Below are 14090 nucleotides of genomic sequence, written 5' to 3'. Positions count from 1 at the left end.
GAATGGCGTGCACGCAAGAGAAGAGCCGGGGTCCAGCCAGTTCTCGATTGTCCAGGAATCGGGTTGTTGCCTTTGGGGCGCCACAGCCGCATCTGGACGGGCTGTCGTCAGGCGCTCTGCCTCCGGCGAGCTTCGAGCGCATCCAGAATCAGGTCCAGGCCGTAGCCGAACTCGCCGGTGTGGTCGTAGCCCGGCCGCAGGGCGTGGTCGACGATCATCTCTGTGAGATACGGCAACTCGTCCGCCGGCAGGTGCTCGAGGATGCCGCCGGCCACTTCCTCGACGTCGCCCGGCGTCGTCACCGGCAGGTTCGCCTCCTGGAGGACGAACCCGCCGATGTAGCTGTCGATGAGAGAGACGGCGTGGGCGGCCATCGGCAGCGTGAACCCCGCCTCCCGGAGGACGCCGAGGACGGCGTCGTGGTGGCGTAGCGTCGCCGGTCCTGGATTGCGGCGGGAGTCCATGAGGCCCAGAGCCCAGCTGTGCTGCGACAGGACCATACGTGCGGAGGAGGCGCGCGCACGGATCGCGTCGCGCCAATCGTCGCACTCGACACGGGGCAGCTTGATCGCCGCGAACACCATGTCGACCACGCCGTCGAGGATCGCGTCCTTGTTCGGCACGTGGTGGTAGAGCGACATCGCCTCCACGCCCAGTTCCTGCGCCACCCGTCGCATCGTGATCGCCTCCACACCGCCGCGATCCGCGACCCGGATCGCGGCTTCCAGCACGCGACCTCTGCTGAGTGGTTGTGGTGGTGACACGACGGCTCCAGGGTAATGAGCGGGTTGACAGCCTTACAACCGTAAGTCAGCCTTACGTACGTAAGGCGCCTTACAAGCGTAAGTCCTCCGTTGGCATCAGCGGAGGGCTCGGCGAATGTCCGACCCACCACGCGCCCCGCCGGGGCGAGAGCAGGAGATTCCGATGCCGATGCCGAGGTGGTGGGGGCACGTGAACAAGCGGGTGTTCAACCCTCGCGCGATCGCGGGCGGGACGTGGCCGGTGCTGATCCACGTCGGCCGCATTTCGGGCTCGACGTACTACACGCCGCTCGACGCGCATCCTGTCGACGGCGGCTACCTGTTCGTCCTGGTGTATGGATCGCGCTCGGACTGGGTGCAGAACGTCCTGGCAGCCGACGGTGCGCGGCTCCGGGTCGACGGGAGGGAGGTGGAACTCGCCGCCCCACGCCTCGTCGGGCAAGCCGAGGCATTCCAGGCTCTCCCCGATGACGTGGCACGCCCACCGAGGCTGCTCCGCATCACCGAGTTCCTTCGTATGGACCTGGTCGCAGGCTGACGATCGACGTCCGGCGCCGAGCCTCGGCCGCCGCTACGAACAACTCGCTGAGGACGACCTCGACGCCCAGCAATGCCGACGCCTCCCGGACGCGAGCGCTCGCACTGTCCCAGGCCCCCGCCGGGGGACTGCGTTGCGGTCACCGTCTCCGTCAGCGCGTGCAAGGGGAACCCGTGGGGCGTGCGTTCCACTGAGCCCTTTCATCCTGAGTAGCGGTCCGCTTCGATGCCTTCGAGGACAAGGATGGCCTGCACGATTGCCGTGGCGCGGCGAGGGCGACAGCGCAGCTTCGCGAGGACTTTCCAGGCTTTCAGGATCGTGACGGCGCGTTCACCAAGGGAGCCGATGTGGGCGGGCTACATGGGCGCGCCATACCTTGTGTTCGGCGGCGGAGGGCCTCCGTCCCGCCACTGAGACCCGGCGCTCGCACAGCGGCGCGGAACAGCGCCGCACCGGATGAAACAGTCGATGCCTGCGTGGGCGGGACGTTTGCCGGCGGCCCGGCGCGGGGAGGGCGGCGCAGCGACAAAAGTTCAGTCGTAGACGGCGCCGGATAGATTTTGTCCGCGATGGTTTACGTCAAGTGCGGCGAATGCCCCGAATAAGGCTCCGAACGAGTCCTTTAGAGAAAGGCCAAGTCGTCTGGATGCCGTCGGGCTCGCCGACGAACAATGGTGGTGCGGACCCGGTCGCCGACTATCGGCCCGACCTGGGAGGAGGCACTCATGTGGGGGAAGCCCAGATCGTTAGCCTTCGGCTCGGCGCTGCTCACTCTCGCCATCATGCCGATCGGAGTCTCTCAGACCGCGCCGGCTGGCGCGGATCACTTCAGGACGATGACGCTCCAGTCGTGCCAGGAATCGGCGGCTGTGAGCACCGCGCCGAAGCCCGGCGCGAAGTGCTGGTACAGATGCAGTTCCCACCACAAGCTCAAGTGCTGCAGGGATCGCAAGGGTCACGTCAAGTGCCCGCAAGTCGGCAAATGTTAGGAGCTGCCCAAAAAAGGCGCCGGATGTGAGGACCAGGGGGCGAGCCACGTGCCGCCCCCTTGTCGTTTGCGCCAAGTCTCGTCGACAGGCCGACCGCATAGCAACGGATCATCGTTCGATCCCAGGACTTCAACGACAGTGCCGAGGCCAGCAGCTGCTGCGGATCTTAGGTGCGGCCCCGCGCCCATCCGAGGCTTGGCCTTCCGGAGTCGGAGAGGTTCCGTGGTAGAGACGAGACCTGGCCGGGTCAGGCGGCGCCGGGGACGGTGACGTTCCGCTCCTGGAACGGGTAGCCCGTCTCCGTTGCGTGCTGCTGCAGGCCGTCCATGGAGCCCTTGAGGGCGTCGAGGTCGGCCTCGGTGGCGGTACCGCTCTTCAGCTTGTCGGTCAGCGCGCTGACTTTGCCGCTGACGCCCTCCATCGCCCTGCACAGCGTCGGATTGGCCACAGCGAAGTTCTTGGCGACCTTCAACTGGTGCAGGGTGAAGGCTCCCGCTACCGCCGCCTTGAGGAATGTGCGCTTCCGCTTCTCCGCGCCGGCCTTGAAGCCGCCGCTGCCCAGAGGCTTGTAGATGTAGCGATGGAAGGCGCCCAGCGCGAGACCCGCGTGCAGCGCGAAGCGGGTCTTGGCGAACGGCCTGGCGTTGGCCGCCGTCGGACACGGGGAGGTGTACTCGCTCTCGGTGTCCGCCGTCGGCGTGGCGACCACGGCCGGGTTGTGGGCGACCGGCGCTTCGGGCGCCACGGCGGCGGTCCTGTCGCTTCCGCAGCCGCCGAGCAACGTCAGTGCCAGCAGCACCGCCACCGCGTGCGCGGCGACGGCTCGCATACTCCGAACAGCCATTTCTTCCCCCTATGGATCCGGTGGGTTTCGCGGCGCAGACGTCCGCGCTCCTTGGGGGCATCTCGAATGCCGAACCACTGCAGGTGTGGAAGCACACCCGTCGTATGACGAGCGTCGCCGCCCCGGATGTGGGCTAAGCGTGCTTTTGCCGCATCCGGGCCGTCTCAGCACCGTCGCCAGCCGGAGTTTTTGGAGCCGCCTAACCGATCACGCTCGCGAGGCGAACAAACACGACCTGGGGGGTGACCAGCATTGGGGAACATCGGTACGGCGGTTATCGGTGAGACCGATCATGGTCGTGGGCTGGATGCTGCACCGGACTGCGGCAAGATCATCCACCACTGACCAGCAACCCCCGACAGGCCCCGGGCGATCCCCGTCGGGGGCCCGTCGCGTTCCCGGGCCCCCGACGATCAGCCCGATTTTGCGAACCGGTCGGCTACTTCGGACACGTCCACCGGCTGGAGGCTCAGGTCCGGCACCAGCATCACCGGAATCCGCACGAGCGTCGCGAGCAGCGTCCGGACCAGGTCGTGGAACTGCGTGGCGCGCACGACCTGACCGCCGCCCGGACCGTCGGCCTGATCGACGCACTTAGGGCTCCTGACAAAGTGGCAGACTTGACCTGGTCAGCGGTCGGTGTCGCACGAGGCCGCTCGGTAGCGGGACGCGGTCAGCCGCGCCATCGCACGCGATAGACCCGGCGACGTCGACGATCATCCCCGGGATACTGGTCGCCCATGGATGAAGTCCAAATGGTCGTCGCCCATTCCGAGCGCGCGACGCTGCGCGTCGGCGACGTGTTCCTGAAGGTGGACGCCGATCAGGCGCGCATCGACGTCGAGGTCGAGGCGATGGCCCTGGCACCGGTCCCGACCCCGAAGGTCCTGTGGCACAAGCCGCCGGTGCTCGCCATCGCCGCAGTCCCGGGGACGGCGCTCGGCCGCCTCGGCGAGCCGTCGACCGCGTCCCCGGCGGCGTGGGCCGCGGCGGGCGCCGCCATCCGGAGGTTGCACGACGCGCCGTTGCCGCCCCGGCCCGGCCGGGCCGGCCGGGGCCTCGACGAGTTGGCGGCGGATCTCGACGGCGAGTGCGAGTGGCTCGTGACGAACGGCGTCCTGCCCGCCGACCTGGTCACCCGCAACCGCCAGGTCGCCGAGGCCGCGCTCCGGCCGTGGGCTCCGGTGTTCACGCACGGCGACCTGCAGATCGCTCACGTGTTCGTCGACGGCGACGGGATCACGGGCATCATCGACTGGTCCGAGGCGGGCCAAGGTGATGCCCTGTTCGACCTCGCCACCTTGACGCTCGGACGCGAGGAGCGCCTCGGCGACGTCGTCGCCGGCTATGGCGCCGACGTCGACCTCGACGTGATCCGCGCGTGGTGGTCGTTGCGAAGCCTGCTAGTGGTTCGCTGGCTGGTCGAGCACGGCTTCGACCCGTTCGCGCCGGGCTGTGAGGTCGACGTGCTGAGATCCCGGCTGTGAGGCTGCGCGGGCCCGACTGCCATGAGAAGTCCTATCGGATGATCAGTGGATGAGGCGTCGCCAGCAGATGATGGCGGCGGCGAGGGTCATGAAGGCTTCGTGGATGTCGTCGCGAATCTCCCAGCAGATGTGCAGGCGGCGGAACCAGTGCAGCAGGGCGATCGTCTGCTCGATCACTCAGCGATGCCTACCCAGGCCGGAGCCGTGCGGGGTGCCACGGCGGGCGAAGACCGATTTGACCCCTGCGGCCCAGACCATCCGGCGGTACTAAGGGACAGGCGGGACGATCCGCACCCCGTTCAAACGCCACCGGCACAGGCCGCGGCTGTCCCGCGCACAGAAGGAGGTCAACCGCTCCCACGCCCGCGTCCGAGCCCTCGGCGAACGTGCCATCGCGATCCTGAAAGCCTGGAAAGTCCTCACGAAGCTGCGCTGTTACCCCCGCCGCACCACAGCAATCGCGCAGGCCATCCTCGTCCTCGAAGGCGTCGAAGCGGACCGCTACTCACGATGAAAAGGGCTCACTGTTTCAAGCGTCCCGGATCGACGGCCTGGAGCTACAGCCGAGGCTCCGAAGGTTTGATCCCCTCATAATCCACTCGCTCCAGAGCTTCGCTTGACAGAATGTCAGAAATGACCATGCGCACCACGGAGGACGGGCGATGCAGGACGTGGAACTGACGATCGAGGCGGCCCCCGGTGTCGAGAGTGAGCGTCTCGACCGGCTGACCCGGCAGCTCCACGATGATCTGCGGAGCTTGGGTACCGTCCAGGTGACCCGCAAGCCTCAGTCCCACGTGCCGACTGGTGCGAGGCCTGGATTGGCGACTCAGCTCGGTGTGCTGATAGTCAGCGGTGCGTTCTCCAGCGCTGTGGTCAAGGCGGTGCTGGAAGTGGTGATGCGACGGCTTGACCGGTCAGCTGTGGTTGAGGCCACCGTCACTTGGGAGGTCAATGGTGTTCAGGGCACCGTCACGGCTTCTGGGACGGGCGTTCCGGCGGAGCAGCTGATCGAGCTGGCAGCTGTGTGGGGTCGTCCCGCTGAAGTCGGGAACGCCGAGGCGGTGGCGAAGGAAGGGGAAACGCTCCGTGGGCCGGAGGATCGCGCTACTGATCGCAACTGATGGTTACGGGGACCCGGGACTGAACCAGCTCCGTGCCCCGGGCAGAGACGCCGGCCAGCTGGCGGTACTGCTCGAAGATCAGTCGATTGGCCGGTTCGACCATGTGCGCGTTCTGCTGAACCGTCCGAAGGCGGAGATCGAGGCGGCCATCGAAGAGCTGCTCACGAACCGTATGCCCGATGACCTGGTACTGCTCTACATGGCCTGTCATGGGCTGGCGAACGACATGGACCGGCTGTTCTTCGCGACCGTTGACACGCAACTGGTCCGCCGGAACACCACGGCGATCCGGGCTTCCTTCGTTCACGATCTTCTCGATGAGTGCGAGGCGGCGGCCAAGATCGTCCTATTGGACTGTTGTTACGGCGGGCTCTTCAACCGGGGCTTGTCCACGCGGTCCGAACGGCGAGTCGACGTGGAACGCGAGGTGGTGGGGAAGGGCACCGTCGTACTGACTTCGACCACCAGCCTTGCCTACGCCTATGAGGGGACCCAATTCACCGACAACGGTGAACCGGCCTCGGTATTCACCAGTGCAGTGATCGAAGGCCTGCGGTCGGGCGCAGCCGACGCCAACCGGGATGGCATCGTCACCCCCGACGAGTTGTACGACTACGTTTTCCGCGCCGTGGTCTCGCAGTTGGGCGAGGAGCAGAAGCCGACCAAGAAAGGCTCCTGTGTGGGGCGCGTCGATCTCGCCTACGCGCCGTCGATTCACGAGCGGTCCGGAAGCTGGAACGCGACCCGGATCGCGGACGGCCTGGCTCTGGGGTCACTGCTGCCGCCACTGGTCAGCACGATGGATCAGGGCCTGAGATGCGAGGCGTGGCCGGGGTCCTCTCGCCTGGAAGTGCCCATCGGCCGGATCGACCGCCGGACCGGAGAGGAACCGGTGGTCGCGGATCTGGCCAGTCGTGGCGGGCACGTCGCGGTGGTGGGCAAGTCCGGCAGCGGTAAGACAACGCTGTTGCGCACGCTCCTGATGGCGCTGGCGCTGACGCACAGCCCCGAAGAAGCGGTCTTCTTCCTGTTGGAAGGACGGGTGAACGGACTCGGTGTGCTGCGTCGGCTGCCGCATGTGCAGATGGTGGCCGCCCCTCACGAAGCCGACATGGTCACCGCTGTTCTCACGAAGGCCCAGGACATCATCGAATCGCGGCAGAGCATATTCCGCAGACTGGACATCGAGTCGGTGGATGAATTCCGCGCGCTGCGGGTGTCACGCAAGCTTCCGCCAGGAATGCATGGCGACGTGTTCCTGGTCATAGACGGTTGGCTCGACTTCTCACTCGGCCGAGAGGTGCTGGAGCAGGAAGTCCAGCGCGTCGCCAATGCCGGCCTCTACTACGGCGTTCATGTCGTTTTGTCGTCGCGGCAGTGGAGCAATATACCCGCAGAACTACTGAGTATCTTGGGCACGCGGTACGAGCTGGCATTGGAAGATCCGGGCGACTCCCGATACGACTCGGTGCTGTCCAGCACGTTGGCCACGGGTAGGGGACTCGTGGGGGGCAGGCCCTTTCGAGTGGCCCTGCCGAGGATCGACGCGGACGCGGACCACATCGGGGACCGCGAAGCCATTGTGTCCTTGTCGATCCAGGTGCAGGACGCCTGGTCATCCGTGGAGGCCGCCGAGCCCGACGAGCCCGAACCGCTCGCCTCGAATGTGCTCCTGACTGAACTGCTCGGCATCGCAGACGCTGCCGACATCGACCTTGCGCGGATGTGGCGTCCCCGTCCGCTGCAGGAACAGCTCCGAGTGCCCATCGGAATCGGCTACGAGGGCGAGCCGGTGATGCTCGATCTGAAGGAGGCCGCGCGCGGTGGCATGGGCCCGCATGGTCTGTGCGTCGGAGCCACCGGTTCCGGCAAGTCCGAGTTGTTACGCAGCCTGGTTCTCGCATTGGCCGTGACTCATTCCTCGGAGAATCTCAACTTCATCCTGGCGGACTTCAAGGGCGGCACGACCTTCAACGGGATGACCGCCCTGCCGCACGTGGCGGCATCGATCACGAATCTCGCGGACGAGCTGGTCCTAGTGGACCGGATGCGTGACGCCATCGCTGGAGAACTGGCCCGGAGGCAGGAGCTGCTGGCGACCGGAAATTACGCCAGCGTATGGGATTACGAGGCTGCTCGGGCCGCCGGGACGGAACTGGCCCCGCTGCCGTCACTGCTGATCGTGATCGATGAATTCACTGAACTGCTGAAGGCGAAGCCGGAATTCATTGACACATTCACACAGATCGGCCGGCTGGGTCGCAGCCTCGGTGTACATCTGCTCCTGGCTTCGCAACGTTTGGAAGAGGGCACTCTACGAGGCTTGGACACCTACCTCAGCTACCGGATCGGGCTGAGGACCTCCTCCGCCACGGAAAGTCGCGCCGTCCTCGGAGTGCCGGACGCCTACCAGCTCCTGCCCTTGCCCGGCTCCGGCTACCTGCAGTTCAGCGGCACAGGCTCGCGGGAGAGGTTCAAGGGCGCTTACGCTTCGGATCCGTACCGCCGACCGGATACCGATGGCCCCGTTCACGTCCCCCCGGAGGACTCCGGTGAAGGGGGGCCGGTCCCCGGCGACCTGACAATCGATGTGATCGTGCGGCAATTGGCGGGCCAGGGGCCGCCGGCCCACCAGGTGTGGCTTCCCCCACTGGGCGCCCCGATCACATTGGATGCGCTGCTGCCGGGTCTCGCCATCGATCCTGAGCGTGGACTCATGCCGGATCCGTCCGCCGGGAACTCATCACTGCGCGTCCCGCTCGGCATCATGGACAGGCCGTTCCAGCAACGGCGTGACGTCCTCTACGCCGATCTGTCCGGTGCAGGGGGACAAGCGGTCGTCGTCGGCGGTCCGCTGTCGGGCAAGACGACGCTGCTTCGCACCCTCATCTCCTCGCTCGCACTCACCCACACGCCGACCGAGGTGCAGTTCTTCTGCTTGGATTTCGGCGGCGGCGGGCTGGCCGCCCTGTCCGGACTTCCGCACATGAGTGGAGTCGGTGGTCGACTGGAGGGCGAACGCGTCCGCCGGATCGTCCTGGAGGTCGCGAACATCCGGGCGCAGCGCGAAGAGATCTTCTTGAAGAGAGGCTTCGACTCGGCGCATACGTACCGCGAACAGTTGGCTGCCGGACAAGTGCCGGAAGATCAGTTCGGTGACGTGTTCCTGGTGATCGACGGCTGGAGTGTGCTCCGCCAGGACTTCGAGGAACTCGAGCCCCATGTTCTGGCCATCGCCCATCGTGGCGCGGCCTACGGGATCCACCTCGTGCTCAGCGCGGAGCGCTGGTCCGCGGTTCGGCCGGCTCTGCGGGACACTTTCGGCACTCGGCTGGAACTGCGCCTCGGAGATCCCGGGGAGTCGGAGGTCGACCGACGGATCGCGGCTTCGGTGCCTGAAGGCACGCCGGGGCGCGGGCTCAGCCCAGACCAGTTCCACTTCCTGACAGCCCTGCCCAGGATCGATGGGCACGCCTCAGTGAAGGACCTTGGCACAGGTGTACGGGACTTGGTCGACGCAGTGCGTGAAGCATGGCGGGGTCCGGCTGCGCCGCAGGTCCGGCTGCTTCCCCGAGTGTTGCCGTTGGCTGACTTCGCCGCGTTGAAGCGCCCCCTCGGTCACCTGATCCCCTTGGGGGTGGGCGAAGGGGATCTAGCTCCAGTCGTGTGGGATTTCGAAGCCGAGCCAAACATGATGATCTTTGGCGAAAACGAATCCGGGAAGTCGAACACGCTGCGGCTGATAGCCAGAGGTATTGTCGCGGGCAGCGATTTCACGCAGGCCAGGATAATCATCGCCGATTACCGGCGGGCGCTGCTGGGTGCAGTGGACACGGAACACCTGATCGGGTACGCCGCTTCCGGGCCTGCCCTCGCCTCCACGATCGCCGATCTCAAATCCGCGTTGGAAGAGCGGTTGCCCGGCCCTGATGTCACACCAGAGCAACTCCGCAACCGCTCGTGGTGGACGGGGCCGGAGCTCTACCTGCTGGTGGACGATTACGACCTGGTGGCCACCTTGGGCAGCAACCCGCTGGCTCCGCTGACCGAGCTGCTTCCGATGTCGCATGACATCGGACTGCATCTGGTCGTCGCCCGCCGCTCAGGTGGAGCCGGCCGAGCCCTGTTCGAGCCGGTGCTCCAGAGGTTGCGAGACCTGGGAACCGGTGGTCTCCTTCTCTCCGGGGACAAGGCGGAAGGGCATCTCATCGGCAACGTGCGTCCGTCTCGGCAACCTTCGGGACGTGGAGTGCTGGTGACCCGGCAACAACAACGACTGATCCAGGTCGCCCATGTTTCCGAATGAGGCCGACCGCTGCGTCGCGCAGTGGGTGCAAGATCACCTGGAGCCTGCTCCGACCAGAAGGTATGCCGGTCAATGCGAGCCCTGTCCGATTAGCGCGGAACGCTGGCCACATTCCGCGTCGCCCCGAAAGCGGCGGCGCGTTCGGAATTAGCATCACGTGAGCCTTGCCACCCATCGTGGCCTGCGCCGGGACCGCTTCGGTCCCGAACCGACGATGCATCTGGAGAGTGCTGTGGGGATCACCTCTGGGCCGTACTTCGACGGCCGCGAAATGTACATGCTGCACGACATGTTCCGGCGGGAGTTCGGTCTCATGCCGGGACTGGTCCGCGGTGTGACGGCCGGCGACCTCGAGCGTGCGCAGATCATCGCGAGTCACGTCGAGAGCGTGTCCACCCTCCTCCATCATCACCACCACAGCGAGGACGAGTTCGTCTGGCCGATGCTGGCCGAGCGCGTTCCCGCGGAACTGGAGCCCTTCGTCCATCTGATGGAAGACCAGCACGAGAAGGTCGCGAAGGTGGCGGCCGAGGTGGACGAGGCGATCGCGGCCTGGCGCGACCTCGCCACCGGCGAGTCCCGCCAGGTGCTCGCCGAGGCCCTGGACCGGTTGCTTCCCCTGCTGAGGGAGCATCTCGAGGCGGAGGAGGAGCACGTCGTCCCGCTCATGGAGAGCCACATCACCGCGACCGAGTGGAACCAGATGGTCCAGGCGGGAGCGGCCCAGGCCGACCCGGAGGGCCTTCCGCTCGGGTTCGGCATGCTGATGTACGAAGGCGATCCCGAGGTCGTCGACATCGCCATCGCCAACATGCCGCCCGAGGCTCGCCCGCTCATCAGGCAGGTGGCCACGGAGGCCTTCGCGGCCTACGCCGAGCGCGTCCACGGGACGCCGACCCCGCCGCGCAGCACCGAGGTGTGACCCCGGCGCGGCACCGCCGCCGCCCCGGCCGCAGTGTCGTGTCGCCGGAGCGGCACCGATGCCGCCCTGGGTCGCAGTGTCGTGTCGCCGGAGCGGCTCGCCCCCGCTCCGGCGTCACACGCCTCGCCGGATATTTCCTGATTTGTCGTTCGTAATGGTCATCCCCTAGGATCCCCCCGGTTAGGTAAGCCTTACCTAGTTTGATCAAGCGAAACGGGGCACGGGGTGAACGGCGGGCGATGAGGACGAACAGGCGCCTCGCCGTACTGGCGGGGTCCGCGGTGCTGCTGGCCGCCACCGTGTTGCTCAGCCTGGCGGCGGGCAGCCGGGGGATCGCGCCCGGCCACGTGCTGCAGGTGTTGCTACGGCCGGACGACAGCGACGCGAGCGCGATCCTGTGGTCCCTCCGGGTGCCTCGGACGATCATCGGGATCGCCGTCGGCGCGGGACTGGCCACGGCCGGAGTCCTGATGCAGGCGCTCACCCGCAATCCGCTGGCCGACCCGCGGATCATGGGCGTCTCCTCCGGCGCCTCGCTGGGGGTGGTCGCCGCGATCAACATCTTCGGGATGACCACGCTGCCCGGCTACATCTGGTTCGGCGTCGCCGGCGCCGCGCTGGCCGGGACCTTCGTCTACGCCCTGGCGGCCCGCACCCGCGACGGCGCTTCGCCGGTCACCCTCGCGCTGGCGGGCACCGCGCTGGACGCCTCGCTCACCGGCGTGGTGATCGGGGTCCTCACGGTCAACGTGAAGACGTTCGACCAGTACCGCTTCTGGGCCGTCGGATCGTTGTCCGGCCGCCCGATCGAGGTCGCCCTGTGGGTGCTGCCGTTCATGGTGTCCGGAATCGTGCTGGCATTCGGCGTCGCCGGCGGCCTGGACGCCATTGCCCTCGGTGACGACGTCGCCCGCGGCCTCGGCCGCAACGTCGGCCGTGTACGGCTGACCGCCGCCGTCGCGGCGATCGTCCTTACCGGCGCCGCGGTGGCCGCGGCCGGGCCCATCGGGTTCGTCGGGCTCGCCCTTCCGCACCTGGCGCGCGGGCTGGTCGGCGCTCACCACCGGTGGGTGATGGCCGTATCGCTGCTGCTCGGGCCCACACTGCTGCTGGGGGCGGACGTGATCGGCAGGGTGGTCGTCCCGCCCGCCGAGGTCAGAGCCGGAATCATCACCGCGCTCGTCGGCGCCCCCTTCCTCATCCTGCTCGTCCGGCGCGGACGGACGGTGACCGCATGAAGACCGGCGTGCCGTCCTATCCGGTGGCGGGCCGCGTCGTCGCGAGCGCCGGGCCCCTGACGTTCGTGCTGCGCCGTCGTGCGGCGGCGGTGTTCCTGCTGCTCCTCGCCCTCACCGCGGTCGCCGTGGTGCTGTCGCTCGGCGTGGGCAGCACGTTCGTGGCCCCCGCCGACGTCGTGCGCGCGCTCGCGGGCGACGGGCCCTTCACCGTCGTCGTCCAGGATCTGCGGCTTCCGCGGATCGTCGTGGCGCTCACCGTGGGCACCCTGCTCGGGCTGTCAGGTGCGCTGCTCCAGGCGATCAGCAGAAACCCGCTCGCCAGCCCTGATGTCATCGGCGTCAGCCAGGGCGCGGGATTCGCCGCGACCGTCGTGATGAGCACCGACCTGGGCGCCGCCTGGCTGGGGCCGTTCGCGCTGCTGGGCGGCCTGGCCGCGGCCACGTTGGTGTTCACGCTGTCCTGGCGCTACGGCCTTGCCGCCCGCCGTTTCGTGTTGTGCGGGATCGCGGTCGCACTGGCGACGAAGGCGCTCACCGAGATCTTCATCGTGGGCGCCGACGCGATCGACGGGCAGCGCGCCCAGATCTGGCTCGCGGGCAGCGTGGCGGGGACGGGGTACCCCGAGGCGCGGATCCTGCTGATCCCGCTGCTGGTGCTCCTGCCGGTGCTGCTGTGGGCCGGCCGCGCGATGGACACCACCGCCCTGGACGACGGGGTCGCCCGCGGCCTGGGCGTGCGGGTGACGCAACGGCGCCTCCTGCTCGGCGTGGTGGCGGTGGTGCTCGCCGCGCTGGCCATCTCGCAGGCGGGGGCCGTCGACTTCGTCGCGCTCGCCGCCGCGCAACTCGCCCGCCGCCTCGTGCGCGCCGGGCGCCCGCCGCTGGCCTGCTCCGCCGTCGCCGGAGCGCTGCTGACCGTGGTCGCCGACCTGATCGCCCGCACGGCGTTCGCGCCCGTCCAGCTTCCCGTCGGCGTGCTCACCGCCGTCCTCGGGGGCCCCTATCTGCTGTGGCTGCTCGTACGGAGGACGCCCTGATGACGACCGAGCACCCGTCCCCTGCGGACGGCGGGGAATCGCGCGCGCCCGTACGGCTGGCCGCCCGCGACCTGAGTGTGGGATACGGCAACAGGCTGATCATCGAGGGGCTCGACCTCGAACTTCCTGCCGGCGCCTTCACCGTCGTCATCGGCCCCAACGCCTGCGGGAAGTCCACCCTGCTGCGGACCCTGGCCCGGCTGCTCACCCCTCGTGGGGGCGCGGCGCTCATCGACGGGACGGACCTGCACGCGCAGCCCACCCGCGAACTCGCGCGCCGGCTCAGCGTCCTGCCGCAGAGCCCGGTCACTCCCGAGGGGGTGACCGTGGCCGACCTGGTGGCCCGGGGCCGCCAGCCGTACCAGCGGTGGTTCCGGCAGTGGGGCTCGGAGGACTCCGCCGCCGTCGAGCGGGCGCTGGCCCTGACCGGCCTGGCCGATGTGCGCGACCAGAGCGTGGAGGCTCTGTCCGGCGGCCAGCGGCAGCGGGTGTGGATCGCCATGACGCTCGCGCAGGACACCGACGCGCTCCTGCTCGACGAGCCCACCACGTATCTGGACCTCGCCCACCAGGTCGAAGTCCTCGACCTGCTGCGGCGGCTCAACCGCGACGGCGGGCGCACCGTGATCGCCGTGCTGCACGACCTCAACCAGGCGTGCCGATACGCCGACCACCTCGTCGTCATGAAGGACGGCCGGGTGGTCGATCAGGGCGCGCCGGACAAGGTGATGAGCGCCGAGACGCTGGCCGACGTGTTCGGCCTCGGCGGCGTGGTGGTGCCGTGCCCGGTGACGGGGGCGCCGATGGTCGTGCCGGACGCGCCGGCCTAACAGGAAAGCGA

12 protein-coding genes and 2 pseudogenes are annotated in these 14090 nt (G+C 68.0%); 9 read left to right on the top strand and 5 right to left on the bottom strand.

All coding sequences use genetic code 11. From position 1 onward, the window contains the following. Window positions 1-107: 107 nt before the first annotated feature. Window positions 108-731, bottom strand: coding sequence for a TetR/AcrR family transcriptional regulator (locus tag Pph01_RS06740; RefSeq protein WP_239116486.1), 624 nt, complete (start codon window positions 729-731; stop codon window positions 108-110). A gap of 196 nt (window positions 732-927) precedes the next feature. Between Pph01_RS06740 and Pph01_RS06735 the strand changes: the two genes are divergently transcribed. Next, window positions 928-1302: a nitroreductase family deazaflavin-dependent oxidoreductase gene (locus Pph01_RS06735; RefSeq protein ID WP_204072078.1), complete on the top strand. Its 375-nt coding sequence runs from the start codon at window positions 928-930 to the stop codon at window positions 1300-1302. Window positions 1303-1502: 200 nt separating this feature from the next. On the opposite strand, the pseudogene Pph01_RS42670 reads toward Pph01_RS06735, so the two are convergent. The 3 genes and pseudogenes from Pph01_RS42670 to Pph01_RS06725 all read right to left on the bottom strand — a co-directional run. Beyond that, window positions 1503-1655 (bottom strand): annotated as a pseudogene (locus Pph01_RS42670) (IS5/IS1182 family transposase); the annotation flags it as partial. 883 nt (window positions 1656-2538) lie between these two features. Continuing rightward, on the bottom strand, window positions 2539-3135 hold the full coding sequence (locus tag Pph01_RS06730; protein ID WP_239116485.1) for a hypothetical protein: 597 nt from the start codon (window positions 3133-3135) through the stop codon (window positions 2539-2541). Window positions 3136-3548: 413 nt separating this feature from the next. Further along, a complete protein-coding gene (locus Pph01_RS06725; RefSeq protein WP_204072077.1) occupies window positions 3549-3689 on the bottom strand; it encodes a hypothetical protein in 141 nt (46 codons plus the stop codon). A gap of 186 nt (window positions 3690-3875) precedes the next feature. Here Pph01_RS06725 and Pph01_RS06720 point away from each other — a divergent pair, with 186 nt between their 5' ends. Then, a complete protein-coding gene (locus Pph01_RS06720; protein ID WP_204072076.1) occupies window positions 3876-4622 on the top strand; it encodes a phosphotransferase family protein in 747 nt (248 codons plus the stop codon). A 42-nt stretch (window positions 4623-4664) separates the two neighbouring features. On the opposite strand, the gene Pph01_RS42665 is transcribed toward Pph01_RS06720, so the two are convergent. Beyond that, complete coding sequence (locus tag Pph01_RS42665; RefSeq protein WP_373315638.1) at window positions 4665-4799, bottom strand: hypothetical protein; 135 nt, start codon at window positions 4797-4799, stop codon at window positions 4665-4667. Between the two features lie 94 nt (window positions 4800-4893). Between Pph01_RS42665 and Pph01_RS06715 the strand changes: the two are divergent. The 7 genes and pseudogenes from Pph01_RS06715 to Pph01_RS06685 form a co-directional block, all read left to right on the top strand. After that, window positions 4894-5136, top strand: a pseudogene (locus Pph01_RS06715) (transposase family protein); the annotation flags it as partial. Window positions 5137-5284: 148 nt separating this feature from the next. Then, window positions 5285-5746: a hypothetical protein gene (locus Pph01_RS06710; RefSeq protein ID WP_204072075.1), complete on the top strand. Its 462-nt coding sequence runs from the start codon at window positions 5285-5287 to the stop codon at window positions 5744-5746. Then, complete coding sequence (gene eccCb, locus Pph01_RS06705) at window positions 5712-10052, top strand: type VII secretion protein EccCb (RefSeq protein WP_204072074.1); 4341 nt, start codon at window positions 5712-5714, stop codon at window positions 10050-10052. The genes Pph01_RS06710 and eccCb overlap by 35 nt, the downstream gene beginning before the upstream one ends. A 232-nt stretch (window positions 10053-10284) precedes the next feature. Then, a complete protein-coding gene (locus Pph01_RS06700; protein ID WP_204072073.1) occupies window positions 10285-10974 on the top strand; it encodes a hemerythrin domain-containing protein in 690 nt (229 codons plus the stop codon). A 239-nt stretch (window positions 10975-11213) separates the two neighbouring features. After that, on the top strand, window positions 11214-12212 hold the full coding sequence (locus Pph01_RS06695) for a FecCD family ABC transporter permease (RefSeq protein ID WP_204072072.1): 999 nt from the start codon (window positions 11214-11216) through the stop codon (window positions 12210-12212). Continuing rightward, complete coding sequence (locus Pph01_RS06690; RefSeq protein ID WP_204072071.1) at window positions 12209-13249, top strand: FecCD family ABC transporter permease; 1041 nt, start codon at window positions 12209-12211, stop codon at window positions 13247-13249. The genes Pph01_RS06695 and Pph01_RS06690 overlap by 4 nt, the downstream gene beginning before the upstream one ends. Then, on the top strand, window positions 13249-14079 hold the full coding sequence (locus Pph01_RS06685) for an ABC transporter ATP-binding protein (protein ID WP_204072070.1): 831 nt from the start codon (window positions 13249-13251) through the stop codon (window positions 14077-14079). The genes Pph01_RS06690 and Pph01_RS06685 overlap by 1 nt, the downstream gene beginning before the upstream one ends. Window positions 14080-14090 lie beyond the last annotated feature (11 nt).

Origin of the sequence: Planotetraspora phitsanulokensis (genome assembly GCF_016863295.1) — a bacterium.
In the GTDB taxonomy this organism is placed as follows: domain Bacteria; phylum Actinomycetota; class Actinomycetes; order Streptosporangiales; family Streptosporangiaceae; genus Planotetraspora; species Planotetraspora phitsanulokensis.
Note: the sequence above shows the minus strand (reverse complement) of the source record. Positions and strands in the feature narration are given on the sequence as shown.

Bases quoted from the DNA above. Each gene is read 5' to 3' on its own strand.
- Pph01_RS06720 (WP_204072076.1), top strand. From the start codon at position 3,876: ATGGATGAAGTCCAAATGGTCGTCGCCCATTCCGAGCGCGCGACGCTG.
- Pph01_RS06690 (WP_204072071.1), top strand. From the start codon at position 12,209: ATGAAGACCGGCGTGCCGTCCTATCCGGTGGCGGGCCGCGTCGTCGCG.
- Pph01_RS06695 (WP_204072072.1), top strand. From the start codon at position 11,214: ATGAGGACGAACAGGCGCCTCGCCGTACTGGCGGGGTCCGCGGTGCTG.
- Pph01_RS06730 (WP_239116485.1), bottom strand. From the start codon at position 3,135: ATGGCTGTTCGGAGTATGCGAGCCGTCGCCGCGCACGCGGTGGCGGTG.
- Pph01_RS06735 (WP_204072078.1), top strand. From the start codon at position 928: ATGCCGATGCCGAGGTGGTGGGGGCACGTGAACAAGCGGGTGTTCAAC.
- Pph01_RS06685 (WP_204072070.1), top strand. From the start codon at position 13,249: ATGACGACCGAGCACCCGTCCCCTGCGGACGGCGGGGAATCGCGCGCG.
- Pph01_RS06710 (WP_204072075.1), top strand. From the start codon at position 5,285: ATGCAGGACGTGGAACTGACGATCGAGGCGGCCCCCGGTGTCGAGAGT.